The organism is Propionispira raffinosivorans DSM 20765, assembly GCF_000381065.1.
Classification (GTDB): domain Bacteria; phylum Bacillota; class Negativicutes; order Selenomonadales; family Selenomonadaceae; genus Propionispira; species Propionispira raffinosivorans.
Map to the genome: position 1 here is coordinate 18,784 of NZ_KB905844.1, position 13,793 is coordinate 32,576.

The window sequence follows — 13,793 nt, forward strand, 5'->3', positions numbered from 1 at the left end:
GAAACAGCATGCAGATTTTATGAGAGGAAGATACGATGAATCCTATTTTAGAAAATATTTTGACACGTCGCAGTGTTCGTAAATATAAAACAGAACAAATAGCCGATCTTGAACTTGAAAGTATTCTTGAAGCAGCGAAATATGCACCAAGTGGGGGTAATTCACAATCGTGGCATTTTACAGTTGTACAAAATACAGATAAGCTGGAAGAATTGAATCAATGGGTACGGAACGCTTTTTCAAATTTAGTAGTTGATGATACGACGTACCGTTCTAAAAAAGCCGGAAAAGCAGCAGCGGTAAATGAATCTTATAATTTTTATTATCATGCACCGACTTTGATTATTGTATCGAATGAACGAGAGTATTCAAATGCATTGGCGGATACGGGCGCAGCTTTGCAGAATATTTTTTTAGCGGCGCATGCACTCGATATTGGTTCATGCTGGATCAATCAACTGACTTGGTTTTGTGATGATATACCTGTAAGATCTATGTTGACTTCACTTAGAATTCCGGAAAATCATAAAGTTTGTGGTGCAGCTGCACTTGGTTATATAGCGGGGAATTTTCCTAAAGCTGTGTCTCGTAAAGAAGGTATGGTGCATATCGTAAGCTGATATGTGAATGTTTTTGTAAAATGAAGCGGGTAGGTCACAGTGATAAATCTATAAAAGAGACCTGCCCTGCTTTATGTCAGTAAATTTTATGGAAATAAGGAAATTTATTGTTAAGGTCTTGACTCTTATATATTTGTATGATACAAATATATAAGAGGGTGATAACGATGCTGGATGTAATTTTGAATGATGAGAAATATAATCGTTGTATCGAAGATATCGGTGAGTTGTTGCAAAAAACAGTTCGAGGATTTCAGATGTTTGAGAAAGAACAAATTCGCATACATGGCTTTACACATTCGCAGTGTTATATCTTATTGGAAATTCTTAAGCATGGATCGCTTACGATTAATGAAATTAGTGTGAAGATGAAGCTGGAAGCGAGTACGATTACCCGGATCATGGATAATTTAGTGCGGGATCACTTGCTGATGCGTCAGCGATCTACATTCGATAAACGGATTGTAGAAGCGATACTTACTGAGCAAGGGCACACAGCGGCAGTTCGTCTGGAAGCGAGTATAAAAATGTATTATCGTAATGTCATCAAAAATTTACCACGCGGCCATGTGCGTGAGATTATGAGTGCAGTTGAAGCACTATTGGGAGCATTGGAGAAAGCTAAAACAGAGTAAAGTATTTTCACAACAAATACTTGTATGATACAAATATTTATTGTGAAACACAGATAAAATTGGAGGAATTTATAATGACGGAAAGTTTTATTCAAAAAATGATTGCGGAAAGAATTGGTGGGAGTCAATTTGGCAAAGATACGGTTTTGTATAAATTTGAAAAAATTAAAAGAGCAAAGCGGGCAGCACAGAAAAAAAATCCGGATATGAATTTAATTGATTTGGGGGTCGGCGAACCGGATTGGATGGCAGAACCAGAAGTGATTGAGACTTTATATAAAGCAGCTAAGTGTAAAGAAAATCGGGGTTATACAGATAATGGACTGCTTGATTTCAAAGAAGCGGCTGCAGATTATATGAACAACGTTTATCATGTGAAAGGGTTAAATCCTGTGTTAGAGGTGAATCATGGTATCGGGTCTAAACCTATTTTGGCACTTTTGCCATTGGCCTTCATTAATCCGGGTGATATTACTATTATGACGGTTCCAGGGTATCCGGTGATGGGGACGACGACACAGGCAATCGGTGGCGAAGTGGTCAATCTGCCGCTTTTAGCAGAAAATAACTTTTTGCCTGACTTGGATTCTTTAACGGCTGAGCAGTGTAAAAGGGCAAAATTGCTTTATATAAATTATCCAAACAATCCGACAGGAGCTGTGGCAAATAAAGAGTTTTTTGCAAAGGTTATCGACTTTGCGAAAAAACATAATATTATTGTCGTATCAGATGCTGCCTATGCTGCGCTCACATTTGACGGGGAAGTCCCACTCAGCTTCTTGTCAATGGATGGTGCAAAGGATGTTGGTGTGGAAATACATTCACTGTCCAAGGCATATAATATGACAGGCTGGAGATTGGCTTTTATTTGTGGAAATGAGCTGGTAGTGAAAGCGTTTGCTGCAGTTAAGGATAATAATGATTCCGGACAGTTTGCAGCCATCCAAAAAGCAGGGGTATATTGTCTCAAACATCCTGAAATTACCGAAAAAACGAGTCTAAAGTATTCACGTCGCCACAATTTACTGGTCGCAGCTTTGCAGAGTCTTGGTTTTTCAGTAAAGAAACCGAAGGCTTCTTTCTATCTTTATGTGAAGGTGCCAAAGGGAATCAAAGGAGGCCGCAGTTTTGCCAGTGCAGAAGATTTTTCCGAATATCTTATTGTCGAAAAAATGCTTTCAACGGTTCCGTGGGATGACGCAGGCGCCTATGTCCGATTTTCCGTGACATTTGAAGCAGGTGGTGAAGCAGAAGAACAGGAGATCATTGCAAATGTAAAACAGCGGTTAGCCGATGTTCATTTTGTTTTTTAAATAAAAATAGACCAAGACTGGCAGAAGATGCTTGACTTGGTCTATTTTTATGGGTTACAATATAAACATGTCAAGAACAACATGTAATAATTAAAACGAAAGAAGGATTTACAGATGGAACAATTTATTGGCAGTCATATGATTTATACGTATGAAAATGGTTGGGAATATGAAATCTATATAAAAAATGATCATACAATTGACTATCGTATTCATAGTGGTATGGTTGCAGGACGATGGGTACGTGATCAGGAAGTCAATATTGTGAAACTCACAGAAGGTGTTTATAAAGTTGCTTGGACTGAGCCTACCGGAACCGATGTTGCTTTGAATTTTATGCCAAATGAAAAAAGAATGCATGGAATTATATTTTTCCCGAAATGGGTTCATGAACATCCGGAAATTACAGTTTGTTATCAAAATGATCATCTTGATCTCATGCGAACATCTCGTGAAAAGTATGATACGTATCCGAAGTATGTTGTTCCAGAATTTGCGGATATAACATTTTTGCATAATGCTGGTGTGAATAATGAAACATTGATATCAAAAGAACCTTATGTAGGAATGACAGACGATATTCGTGCAGGAAAATTGAAATAAGAATTCAAATGAACGCTTAGCATTGAAAACAGTATATTAATGATATTGTATATAAATAAAAATACTTATCGATAGGACAATTAAAATTTGTTCAAGCGATAGGTATTTTTATTTTTTTTATTTAAAAATGAAAATCAAATGTAAAACAAAAGGAAATCCAATAGTATCCTTGTAATATAAGGCTTGTATCGTAAATGAGTTACACAATAAAGGTGTAAAATTTAATTTAGGAGATGGTTTATTGATGAGAAAGATATCGATGTTGATTGTTGGTATGTTTATGTTTACATTATCAGCAGCAAGTGTGAGTGCCGCAGTACCTGAAACGGAGACAATCCCACCAGTTACTCAGCAAAAGCAGCATGAAGATCAAATCAGGCAGACTCCAACTCAAACAGGCCAACAGAGTGAAGATCAGTTAAATCAGGGTAAAGCAGATTCAACGAAACAAGATCAGCTAAATCCAGGTAAAACAGATTCAACGAAACAGGATCAGTTAAATCCAAGTAAAACAGATTCAACGAAACAAGATACGTTAAACCAGGGTAAAGCAGATCCAATGAAACAAGATACGTTAAATCAAGGCAAAACAGATTCAACAAAACAAGACATATTAAATCAAGATAAAACAGACCAAACAAAACAAGATAGCAAATTAATTAAAAAAGACACAAAAAAACAGGATCAGGCTAAATTAATTAAAAAAGACACAGTGAAAGAAGATCAGATAAAATTAAATAAAGAAGATCAAAAGAAACAGGATCAACTGAAATCAAATAAAGAAGATCAAACTACACAAGGTTCACTTATATCAGGAAAAACAGATCCAACGAAACAAGAACAATTGAAACCTGCTCAAGAAAATCAACAGTCACAGAAAGATAATTCTTCACAAATCGTATTTTAACAAAAAATTGCACCTGAATAATTTTATTTAGGTGCAATTTTTTATAAAATGATATTTTTATTGAAAATAAAAGAAAAACAAAGAATAAAGTTATATCATAAGATTTGAAAGATACGTTGTTAGTTACATAACAGTAAAATTTAATATAGGAGATGTCAATATGAAAAAAATATCTATGCTGCTCGTATTTATGTTTATGTTTGCTTTATCGGCAGCAACTGTAAGTGCTGCAGTACCGCCAAATGATGTTCCACCGCAACCACCACAACAACAGGAAAATCAACCTGGAGATCATCATCAACCGCAAATGCATAAAGAACATCAGGACCCTCAGCCGGGTCAACCACAGCCGCAGGATGATGTTCCTCCACAGAATTAATGTAGTTAAAAATAGACCACCATATAGTATGGATGGTCTATTTTTTTCGTTAAATATGCAATAAAGCAGGTTCGTTTGTTTTGTAAAATTTGTAAATTTGATTCTATGAAATACTGTTTTGTGGTATTGTATAATATAAATACATTTTATAAATAAGGTGAACTGATTGAAGTATACAGGTCGATTGCTTGGTACCATAATAACGTTTTTGGTTATTCTTATGATTCGTATATATGCATATTTATATTTGGATTATTCCTGGATGAATTTACCGATTCCAGGAATTATTGTTTTGGGAGTTGTTTATTGGAGTGGTAAAAAATATGATGAAGCTAAATTTTTTTCAGAAAAAGATGAATTAACAGGTCTGTATAATCGACGCTTTATCCAAAAATCAATGCCGATGATTTTACAAAATACAAAAAAGATTCATAACTGTTTGGGAATTGTTTTAATTGATTGCAATGACTTTAAAGTTATTAATGATACATATGGACATGCAAAAGGCGATTTGGTCTTGCAAAAAATAGCTAAAACATTTAACGTTCTGCTAGAAACCAATGATATTGCTGCAAGATGGGGTGGGGATGAGTTCTTGGTGATTTTGCATCGGGCTAAGTTTGATGCCATCTATGTTTGGAAAGAAAAATTGGCAGAGCATATGAGTGATTTATCCAGTCAGTTGGGATTTTCCATTACATTATCAGTGGGTGTTTCCTCGTATCCACAAGAAGGTAGTGAGTTCGAGTATCTGGTTTCTATTGCAGATAAGGATATGTATGCCTATAAAGAAAGGCATAAAGGTAAGAAGGTTTACAACGGACAACGATAATACATAAGGAATTTATATATTTGTTTTGTAAAGTTTAAATATTTTGATATAAAAAGGAGTTGCTCTGTAACGCAGAGTCAACTCCTTTTTGAGTGCTATTTATATGAAAAATTATTTTTTGTTGTATTATGCATCTGTAATAGCAGTCTTTTAACGGGTAATACTTTTAAAATAAATAGACAAATGAGTAGTTCCGGCAAGAGATATGCCGCATTGAATAAAAGTGAATATAGATAGGGGGAGGTTCCTTCGGGTGCATATGAGGCGAAAAAAATGATGCCGGATATATAATGGCAGATGAAACGACCGAAAATACCGATGCTGGCTCCAAGGAGAAAACGATCTTTAAAATATCCAGCAAGACCTAATGCCATATAGGGCAGCGGATAGTCAAAAAGAACCTGAACAGGATGCATTACAAATGGGTCTTGCAGCAGATTGATCATACCGTAAAGAAATCCGGCTAGATAACCAACACCGGGACCATAACGGAAAGAAATAAATAATAGAGGAATCATACCACCTAAGGTAATGCTGCCGCCTTGCGGCATATGATAAAGGCGGAATTGATGCAAAATAACAGTCAAAGCTAACATAAGTCCAACATGAACGAGCAAAGGAGTATTTAATTTCGTTTTTTTACTATAGATTAATGCTAAAATCAATAAAGCAGTACCGAGCAAAGCAAATAGACTGCTTGGATGTGCTGCTAATTCGGTCAGATTTTTCAGTGCGGTTTCTTGCATGGTAAACAACTCCTGTTTCAATAGTTTTGTAAAGCCTATTTCCAATATAGGTAAATACCAACCCAGCCGTCTTCAATGGTAACATGAAATTCATTATTGGACGGGGTTAAGCTGTTACTGATGGCGTAGGGAAGGGTGTTTTTTAATAGAACCTGATCCAGCGGCCAATGGACTCCATCGATGGAGAGACCTGTGCATTCACTTGACAACGGCAAAAGAGAAATGACTTCAGGTCGGTTCAGGGTTTCTATATGGACATTGTTTGAGCCTTTTAGCAAAATAAGAACTTCTTTTTCATCAGCCGCACAGGCGCCATTTATACCAAAATCGGCGGCACCTTTTAAAGAAAATATATTACTGAAGGCATGGTCAAAGCGTCCGCCCCAGACACCAGTCAAAATAACGCTGGCTTCACCATAAGCCTTACCAATTTTTTGTAATGTGAGTTGTAAATCGGTTAGATCTTTTTCTGGGGGATATTCATCAACAGGAATTTGTAACGATTTGGCCCAGCTCCAGCCTTTGGTTGTAGCACTGTCACCATCGCCAACGACATGATGGGGCACTAGTTTAGCTTTCATACAAGCGTCTATTCCGTGATCCGCACACCATAAGGGAGCAGTGCCAACTGCTTTTTTTAACCAGATAGTATCTGGTGCTTTACCACCGGCGACTAAAAAAACTTGTTTTTCGGGTAGTGGATTTTTAAAGGTACAGCGTAGCTGCGGTAGTATTAAAAGATGGTTCATGCTGTAATCTCCTATAGTTTGTCAAATTTATGTTGCATAGTCTAATTTAGGATACTACGACTAGGGAGGATTTGCAATTTTCCAAGGAAAAACAATGTAACAGGCTGGTTAGCAGGATTTTTCTGTTAGGTGTCTAATCTATTTAATAACAGCTTAGGTATGCTCGTGTAGAAGATTTTCTGGTTTAGCTGTTTACAAGAAAGGTTGTGTTTTAATGGTTACATTTTCTTATTTTGGGCATTCTTGTTTTACGCTTAGTGATGGTAAAACGACCTTGCTTTTTGATCCGTTTTTTACAAATAATCCGTTAGCCACGATAACGGCAGAGCAGGTAGAGTGTCAATATATATTGGTTTCTCATGCACATTTTGATCATCTTGGGGATGCGGTGGCTATCGCTAAACGTACAGGTGCAATGATTATTTCAACTGCCGAAGTTACCCATCTATGTGCGGATCAAGGCTGCACTGTTCATGGCATGAATCTCGGTGGTTCATATCGTTTTGATTTTGGTAAAGTGAGAGTCACTTTCGCGCTGCATAGTTCAGGGATTGCTGGTGGAACAGCTTGTGGGTTTGTGCTTCATTTTGGAGATCAGGTTATTTATTTTGCTGGTGATACAGCACTGTTTGGTGATATGAAATTAATTGGTCACAAAGAAAAAATTGATTATGCTCTACTGCCAATTGGTGATAACTTTACGATGGGTTTAGAAGATGCTGCTATGGCAGCACAGTGGCTTAATGCAAAACATGTTATACCAATCCATTATAATACGTGGCCGCCAATTGCGCAGGACCCGGAAAAATTCAAAGAATTGGCAGAAAGTACATCACGTGCTGAGGTGCACATTGTAAGTTCAGGAAATTCTTTGGAACTTAAATGATGGATCGTACTTTTTCGATTGATCGGAGGAGATGATTTTTATGTCAAAAATGCCAGTTTTGTTTATTGGGCATGGTTCACCAATGAATGCGATTGAAGATAATTCTTTTACTCAGACCTGGGAAGAAATGGCGAAAAAAATACCAATTCCGAAAGCGATTTTAGTTATTTCGGCGCATTGGTATGTAAAAGGAACAAGGGTTTTGACTGATGTGAAACCGAAAATGACGTATGATATGTATGGTTTTCCACAAGAATTATATCAAGTTGTTTATGATGCTCCTGGAGCTGTAGAGACTGCCCAACGTGTTCAAGACTTATTAGGGAATATAGTTAAAGTTGATAATAGCTGGGGGTATGATCATGGGAATTGGGCTGTTTTGCACAAGATGTATCCAAACTGTGATATTCCAGTTACGCAGCTTAGCGTAGATCAGACTTTAAGTGCCAAGGGCCATTTTTTACTGGGGCAGAAATTAAAGCCGCTTAGAGACGAAGGCGTTTTGATTCTAGCTAGTGGTGATGTTGTCCATAATTTGCAGCGAGTCGATTGGGATTCAACTTCAGGTTATGATTGGGCTGAAACATTTGATCATCAAATTCGTGATGAGGTTGTTGCTGGACGCTATGAAAATATTATTAATTATGAAGTATTTGGCAAGCCAGCACAGTGGTCCGTACCAACACCGGATCATTATTATCCATTGCTATATATGATTGGAGCAGCGGATACAGATGATAAAGTTACGGTCTATAATGATGCTTGTGTGATGGGGTCACTTTCCATGACAAGTTATCTGCTTGGATAGTAAAAATTTTGTTGCAAAAATGCCTCCGCTTTTATGCATAATGTGGAGGCATTTTTTATTTTTAGATCCAGCCAAAACGTTGACAGGCATATGTGATTCCACCATCTTCACAGCGTTTCGTGACAAAATCGGCTTTTTGTTTGAGGATTTCAATGGCGTTGCCCATTGCGATGGAAAACCATTCGGGACGGAACATTGAGAGATCATTGATTCCATCTCCAAAAACAACAACATCAGCAAGGTCGGCTTTTAGATATTCCATCATATTAAAAATCCCTTTTTCCTTATGGGTTGGTTCAATGAGCAGCATATTATTGTTGTAATGAATCTGCGGCAGACCAGTCAAACTTGGCAAAGAATTGAGCTTTTTTAGATTCGGATGATAGATATAGATTTTGTAAAACTGTTCAATCGAAGCTATTTCAATACTGGGATGTACGAGTGTATCCATATTTGATTCGCCAGCTAATTCTTTAAATTTAACATATTTCGTATGACGAATGGTTTTATTTTCGGCAGTGTAGGCCCACGGTATTTGATGATGCTCAAGTTCGGCAATTAAATCAAGAATGGGTTGCTTTGGTAATGGGTGCATGTGGATAATTTTGTGATGTAAAGTTAGCGCATTTCCACCGTCGCTGACCATGTTTTGAATACCGAGAATTTTGCATTGTGGTATAGCGGAACATTGAAGTCGTCCTGTAGCTATGGCAACAAAATGCCCATTCTTTTGCAGCGTCTCAATCGTAGCGATGGTTTCCGGCAAAATAATACCAGTAATTCCATAGGCGAGTGTTCCATCAATGTCAAAGAAAAAATATTTTTTACGCAAAAGAAACTCACTCCTGATATGTAATGATTTATCGTATAGATTTTATTGTATCATTTTTTTAGATCAAGTGGTCAATAAATATATCTTTTTCTGATGAGCAGATTTGTATACAGAGGCAGTTTTTCTTTTTGATATGAAATGGTATAATAAGACATATGTTACTGGAAAGAAGTCATACGAGGTAAAAAATGAAGAGCGAAAAGTTGATTGCAATTATTGGCCCGACTGCCGTCGGTAAAACAGAACTTAGTCTTGAGCTGGCGAAAAAAATGTCTACGGAAATTATTTCGGGTGATTCGATGCTTGTCTATAAAGGATTTGATGTTGGTACGGCAAAACCAACATTACTTGAACAAAAAAGTGTTCAGCATCATATGATTGATATTTTAAATCCCGAACAAGAGTTTAGCGTGACGCAGTTTAAGGCTTATGCACAGGAGCATATTCAAAAAATCAATAACAGGGGTAAGATTCCAATTTTAGCCGGAGGTACAGGTCTTTACGTAAAATCACTGGTTGAAGATTATTCTTTTAATAAAACACCAGGTGATGAAGTATATCGATGTGAGCTGGAATCTTTGGCACAAAAACAGGGCAAGGCATATGTACACGAAATGCTGCGAGCCGTAGATCCGAAAACAGCGGAGCGGCTGCATATAAATGATTTTCGCCGCGTGATTCGCGCGTTAGAAGTTTATCATATGGGGGGGGAACTTATTTCACAGGATAAGGCGATGCTGGAGGATGGAAAACTTGCTTATAATGCTGTAGTCATTGGACTGAATCGTGAACGGAGTCATTTATATGAACGGATTAATCAGCGTGTTGACTTGATGATGGAATCTGGTTTTGTTGAAGAAGTCCAATCACTCTTAAATGCTGGGATTTCAAGGGATTGCCAGGCGATGAAAGGAATTGGATATTTGGATATTGTTGGGTATATAGATGGATTTATTTCATTGAATACCGCTATTGAAAATATTAAAAAAGCGACACGACATTTTGCGAAACGTCAGATTACCTGGTATCGTAAGATGCCATATATTCATTGGTATGATGTTGAAGAATATAGTCCTAAAGAACTATTAAAAATCGTTTTTAAAGATATTGCAGGAGAATTTTTACTCAAGTAGAATTAATATAAAAGTAGTAAATTAAGTTTATAAAGTGTAACAAAGTGCAGGAGGTTTTCACTATGCCAACGAAAGTGATCAATTTACAGGATAGTTTTTTAAATCAGGTTCGCAAGGAGAATGTATCCGTTACGATCCATCTGGTGAATGGTTTTCAGATTCGGGGTTATGTAAAAGGGTTTGATAATTTTACGGTGATTATTGAAAATGAAGGTAAACAGCAAATGGTTTATAAACATGCAATTTCGACAATTACTCCGTTTAAGACCCTCAGTGGTAATTACGGTGTTGATAAAAAAGAAGAAACGAAATAAAGAAATAAGCAAAACAGGGAACTGTTTTGCTTATTTTTTGAATAGAAAAAGAACTAAGGTTCCAAAGTGGAGGGTTTATGAGAAAACGTGGTTTTGAAATTGTTACAAAATATAAAGATAAGGCCATTACACTGCCAAAACGAAAAACTGGTTGCAGTGCTGGCTATGATATGGAAGCTGCCGAACGGATTGAACTTACGCCGCATAAGGTAACGATTATTCCTACTGGTCTTAAAGCTTACATGCAGCAAGACGAATATTTGGGAATTCATATCCGGTCTGGATTTTCTATAAAGCAGGCAGTGTCACTCATGAATAGCCAAGGGGTAATTGATGCAGATTATTATAATAATTTAGAAAATGAAGGTCATATCATGATTGCAGTCATCAATCATAGTGATGAAGTGGTTCTTGTAACGAAGGGTATGCGTGTAGCCCAAGGAATTTTTTATCACTATTTAACGGTAGATGGAGATTTTGCGGGCGATGGTGATGTACGTCAAGGTGGTATGGGCTCGACAGGAGTATGAGATCAATGGATACAGATATGGATTTGTTTTCAGGTGCGAATCAAAGCGGCAAGAACGAAAATGGTTATTCACCGTTAGCGGTTCGGATGCGCCCGCGAAGCTTTGATGAATTTATTGGACAGGAGGCCGTTGTAGGTAAGCAGTGTTATTTGCGTAAGATGATTGAAAAAGACCAGATTCCGTCGCTTATCTTATTTGGTCCGCCGGGTACCGGCAAAACAACACTGGCACAAATGGTTGCTAATGTCACACATAGTGATTTTGAAAAAATCAATGCTGTATCGGCAGGAATTTCTGATATTCGTAAAATTGTCGATCAGGCGAAAGAACAGTTGAAGTTTTATCAAAAAAGGACAATTATATTTATAGATGAAATACATCGTTTCAATAAGGGACAACAGGATGTACTGCTGCCTTACGTGGAAGATGGTCGGTTGATTTTAATTGGTGCGACCACGGAAAATCCTTATTTTGAAGTAAATCATCCACTGCTATCGAGAGTTCGTATTGTGAAATTGGTGCTGCTTACTACGATCCAGCTGGTGGAAATATTAAAGCAGGCTCTTGTCGATGAGACAAGGGGGCTGGGTTTTTTGCAGCTTAAATGCAGCGATGAAGTTTTGGCAGCAATTGCTGAGGCCTCAGGTGGAGATGCTCGGGTGGCACTTAATATCTTAGAGCAATCAAGTTCTATGCTAAGTGGAACTGGTGGTGAAATTACAATCGATATTTTATATGAAATCGTGGGCGATCGATTACAGAAATATGATAAAAAAGGCGACAATCATTATGATACGGTGTCTGCTTTCATCAAGAGCATGCGCGGCAGTGATCCAGATGCAGCCTTGCATTATTTAGCAAGAATGCTGGTATCTGGTGAAAATTTGAATTTTATCGCCAGGCGAATTGCGATTTGTGCCGCGGAAGATGTGGGGAATGCTGATCCGCAGGCTCTTGTTTTAGCTATGGCAACCGTGCAGGCCGTACAGTTTCTAGGAATGCCAGAGGCACGAATCCCTCTGGCGCAAGCTGTGACATATGTAGCTGCTGCTCCCAAAAGTAATGCGGCTTATTTGGCGATTGATCGGGCATTGCAAGATGTACGCAGTAAAAACTGTGGTGCTGTTCCGGCACATTTACGTGATGCACATTATAAAGGTGCAGCAAAATTAGGACATGGAATTGAATATATATATCCACATGATTTTCCAGGTCACTTTACTATTCAGCAATATTTACCGAAAGAATTACAAGGCAGTCAATATTATTTGCCGACAGAAAATGGACAGGAAAAAGTCTTGAAAGATCGGCTGCAACAGTGCTGGAAGAACAAAAAATAAATAAAAATCGCGTAACCCTGATTTTCAAGGGTTACGCGATTTTTTTTGACGATACTCGGAAGGTGTAGATTGGAATTGCTTTTTGAAGACACTATTAAAATAACTTAGATTATCAAATCCGACACTCCAGGCGATGTCCAAAATTTTTTGATCGTTGTCGCGCAGCAGCTTGGCAGCCATGTTCATTCGATACATATTGATATATTCAATGGGTGTTTGGCGCATCATCTGTTTGAAAAAACGGCAAAAATAACTTTCATTTATATGGACTTGCTGACAAATTTCGTTGCTGTTTATTTTTTTGCTATAGTTTTCATGAATGAAAGATAAAATGGTTTTTAGTTGTTCGGCTTTGCGATTATGCATGGGATGTATTGTTTTTGTATGAAAGGTGTGGTTTTTTATAAAAGAAGCTAAAACAAGAAGGAGCTGCGCTTTTACCGTTAATTCATAGGCAAATGGCAGATCTTCACAAATTTTTAAAATATTTAACAAATATAATAAGGCTTCACTTTCCCCGGCTTCTTTACCAGAAATAAAAGCAGGCAGGGTATAGTGTTCATTTAAGAACGGATCAATGAATTTTATTTGCAAAGGATCAAACGAAGTACTACATAAGAGATTCGGGTTAAAAACAATCGCACGATATGTACAGGCTGAATTTTGCAGCGGATAGCCGGCGTGAATGCAGCCACTGTTTACAAAAATACCTTGTCCTTTTTCGACCGGATAGTAAGCAGTATCAATCTGGAATGTGGCTTTTCCGGCGGTTACAAGTAAAAATTCCCATTCGTCGTGCCAATGACAATCGAGAATGTTTTCGCCAGCTTCGTGCTCAATTGTATATGTGCCGAGCGGAAATGAATCGTTGCCATGAATACGATGTTCTTTTAAAATAGCTTTGTCCAAAATCGTTATCTCCTTATGTAGTTCATATCTCAAATTATATTGCAAAACGAAAGAAAAGAAAAGTAAACAATTTCAAATAAATATATCTGAAAAGTCAAAATATTGTTAGTGACGGTCAATATATAGCAAGATTCTAGTTTTGAATTTACTTATAATAAATAAAGAGCAGTAATGCATTACAGGAGAAGGTTTCATAAGAATAGGCATCCTTTGCTGTTTGAAATATTTAGGTTAAGTATGATTTAATATTTTGTTGA

At 37.3% G+C, this 13,793-nt stretch carries 17 protein-coding genes; 13 read left to right on the forward strand and 4 right to left on the reverse strand.

The window, feature by feature from the left end:
- The first annotated feature begins 35 nt into the window (after positions 1–35).
- The 7 genes from F606_RS0106010 to F606_RS0106040 all read left to right on the forward strand — a co-directional run bounded on the left by F606_RS0106010 (position 36) and on the right by F606_RS0106040 (position 5,289).
- A complete protein-coding gene (locus F606_RS0106010) occupies positions 36–620 on the forward strand; it encodes a nitroreductase family protein (protein ID WP_019552974.1) in 585 nt (194 codons plus the stop codon).
- Positions 621–787: 167 nt separating this feature from the next.
- On the forward strand, positions 788–1,255 hold the full coding sequence (locus F606_RS0106015) for a MarR family winged helix-turn-helix transcriptional regulator (protein ID WP_019552975.1): 468 nt from the start codon (positions 788–790) through the stop codon (positions 1,253–1,255).
- 74 nt (positions 1,256–1,329) lie between these two features.
- Complete coding sequence (locus F606_RS0106020; protein WP_019552976.1) at positions 1,330–2,568, forward strand: LL-diaminopimelate aminotransferase; 1,239 nt, start codon at positions 1,330–1,332, stop codon at positions 2,566–2,568.
- A 114-nt stretch (positions 2,569–2,682) separates the two neighbouring features.
- Positions 2,683–3,171 (forward strand): phenolic acid decarboxylase, encoded by a 489-nt coding sequence (locus tag F606_RS0106025; RefSeq protein WP_019552977.1) that lies wholly within the window; start codon positions 2,683–2,685, stop codon positions 3,169–3,171.
- 241 nt (positions 3,172–3,412) lie between these two features.
- On the forward strand, positions 3,413–4,078 hold the full coding sequence (locus F606_RS0106030; protein WP_154651114.1) for a hypothetical protein: 666 nt from the start codon (positions 3,413–3,415) through the stop codon (positions 4,076–4,078).
- Between the two features lie 160 nt (positions 4,079–4,238).
- Positions 4,239–4,457: a hypothetical protein gene (locus F606_RS0106035; RefSeq protein ID WP_019552979.1), complete on the forward strand. Its 219-nt coding sequence runs from the start codon at positions 4,239–4,241 to the stop codon at positions 4,455–4,457.
- Positions 4,458–4,623: 166 nt separating this feature from the next.
- Positions 4,624–5,289, forward strand: a complete 666-nt coding sequence (locus tag F606_RS0106040; protein ID WP_019552980.1) for a GGDEF domain-containing protein — start codon at positions 4,624–4,626, stop codon at positions 5,287–5,289.
- A gap of 95 nt (positions 5,290–5,384) precedes the next feature.
- Here the strand turns inward: F606_RS0106040 and thiT are convergent, their stop codons facing one another.
- Both thiT and F606_RS0106050 read right to left on the reverse strand, forming a co-directional pair.
- Complete coding sequence (gene thiT, locus F606_RS0106045) at positions 5,385–6,035, reverse strand: energy-coupled thiamine transporter ThiT (RefSeq protein WP_019552981.1); 651 nt, start codon at positions 6,033–6,035, stop codon at positions 5,385–5,387.
- 35 nt (positions 6,036–6,070) lie between these two features.
- Positions 6,071–6,784 (reverse strand): thiamine diphosphokinase, encoded by a 714-nt coding sequence (locus tag F606_RS0106050; RefSeq protein WP_019552982.1) that lies wholly within the window; start codon positions 6,782–6,784, stop codon positions 6,071–6,073.
- A gap of 214 nt (positions 6,785–6,998) precedes the next feature.
- Here F606_RS0106050 and F606_RS0106055 point away from each other — a divergent pair, with 214 nt between their 5' ends.
- Together F606_RS0106055 and ygiD are read left to right on the forward strand one after the other, a co-directional pair.
- Positions 6,999–7,670, forward strand: coding sequence for a metal-dependent hydrolase (locus F606_RS0106055; RefSeq protein ID WP_019552983.1), 672 nt, complete (start codon positions 6,999–7,001; stop codon positions 7,668–7,670).
- Between the two features lie 40 nt (positions 7,671–7,710).
- The gene (ygiD, locus tag F606_RS0106060; protein ID WP_019552984.1) at positions 7,711–8,478 is read left to right on the forward strand and encodes a 4,5-DOPA-extradiol-dioxygenase; all 768 of its coding nucleotides are present in this window, start codon (positions 7,711–7,713) and stop codon (positions 8,476–8,478) included.
- 61 nt (positions 8,479–8,539) lie between these two features.
- On the opposite strand, the gene F606_RS0106065 is transcribed toward ygiD, so the two are convergent.
- Positions 8,540–9,310: an HAD-IIB family hydrolase gene (locus tag F606_RS0106065; RefSeq protein ID WP_019552985.1), complete on the reverse strand. Its 771-nt coding sequence runs from the start codon at positions 9,308–9,310 to the stop codon at positions 8,540–8,542.
- Positions 9,311–9,498: 188 nt separating this feature from the next.
- Between F606_RS0106065 and miaA the strand changes: the two genes are divergently transcribed.
- The 4 genes from miaA to F606_RS0106085 all read left to right on the forward strand — a co-directional run bounded on the left by miaA (position 9,499) and on the right by F606_RS0106085 (position 12,627).
- Complete coding sequence (miaA, locus tag F606_RS0106070) at positions 9,499–10,443, forward strand: tRNA (adenosine(37)-N6)-dimethylallyltransferase MiaA (protein ID WP_019552986.1); 945 nt, start codon at positions 9,499–9,501, stop codon at positions 10,441–10,443.
- Between the two features lie 62 nt (positions 10,444–10,505).
- Positions 10,506–10,757, forward strand: a complete 252-nt coding sequence (gene hfq, locus F606_RS0106075) for an RNA chaperone Hfq (RefSeq protein WP_019552987.1) — start codon at positions 10,506–10,508, stop codon at positions 10,755–10,757.
- Positions 10,758–10,834: 77 nt separating this feature from the next.
- A complete protein-coding gene (locus tag F606_RS0106080; protein ID WP_019552988.1) occupies positions 10,835–11,287 on the forward strand; it encodes a dCTP deaminase/dUTPase family protein in 453 nt (150 codons plus the stop codon).
- A gap of 5 nt (positions 11,288–11,292) precedes the next feature.
- On the forward strand, positions 11,293–12,627 hold the full coding sequence (locus tag F606_RS0106085; RefSeq protein WP_019552989.1) for a replication-associated recombination protein A: 1,335 nt from the start codon (positions 11,293–11,295) through the stop codon (positions 12,625–12,627).
- Between the two features lie 24 nt (positions 12,628–12,651).
- Here the strand turns inward: F606_RS0106085 and F606_RS20690 are convergent, their stop codons facing one another.
- A complete protein-coding gene (locus F606_RS20690; protein WP_019552990.1) occupies positions 12,652–13,536 on the reverse strand; it encodes an AraC family transcriptional regulator in 885 nt (294 codons plus the stop codon).
- Between the last annotated feature and the right edge of the window lie 257 nt (positions 13,537–13,793).

Coding starts and splice junctions, on each gene's coding strand:
- F606_RS0106025 (WP_019552977.1), top strand. CDS start 2,683: ATGGAACAATTTATTGGCAGTCATATGATTTATACGTATGAAAATGGT.
- F606_RS0106015 (WP_019552975.1), top strand. CDS start 788: ATGCTGGATGTAATTTTGAATGATGAGAAATATAATCGTTGTATCGAA.
- F606_RS0106035 (WP_019552979.1), top strand. CDS start 4,239: ATGAAAAAAATATCTATGCTGCTCGTATTTATGTTTATGTTTGCTTTA.
- thiT (WP_019552981.1), bottom strand. CDS start 6,035: ATGCAAGAAACCGCACTGAAAAATCTGACCGAATTAGCAGCACATCCA.
- hfq (WP_019552987.1), top strand. CDS start 10,506: ATGCCAACGAAAGTGATCAATTTACAGGATAGTTTTTTAAATCAGGTT.
- F606_RS0106020 (WP_019552976.1), top strand. CDS start 1,330: ATGACGGAAAGTTTTATTCAAAAAATGATTGCGGAAAGAATTGGTGGG.
- F606_RS0106080 (WP_019552988.1), top strand. CDS start 10,835: ATGAGAAAACGTGGTTTTGAAATTGTTACAAAATATAAAGATAAGGCC.
- miaA (WP_019552986.1), top strand. CDS start 9,499: ATGAAGAGCGAAAAGTTGATTGCAATTATTGGCCCGACTGCCGTCGGT.
- ygiD (WP_019552984.1), top strand. CDS start 7,711: ATGTCAAAAATGCCAGTTTTGTTTATTGGGCATGGTTCACCAATGAAT.
- F606_RS0106050 (WP_019552982.1), bottom strand. CDS start 6,784: ATGAACCATCTTTTAATACTACCGCAGCTACGCTGTACCTTTAAAAAT.
- F606_RS0106085 (WP_019552989.1), top strand. CDS start 11,293: ATGGATACAGATATGGATTTGTTTTCAGGTGCGAATCAAAGCGGCAAG.
- F606_RS0106055 (WP_019552983.1), top strand. CDS start 6,999: ATGGTTACATTTTCTTATTTTGGGCATTCTTGTTTTACGCTTAGTGAT.
- F606_RS0106010 (WP_019552974.1), top strand. CDS start 36: ATGAATCCTATTTTAGAAAATATTTTGACACGTCGCAGTGTTCGTAAA.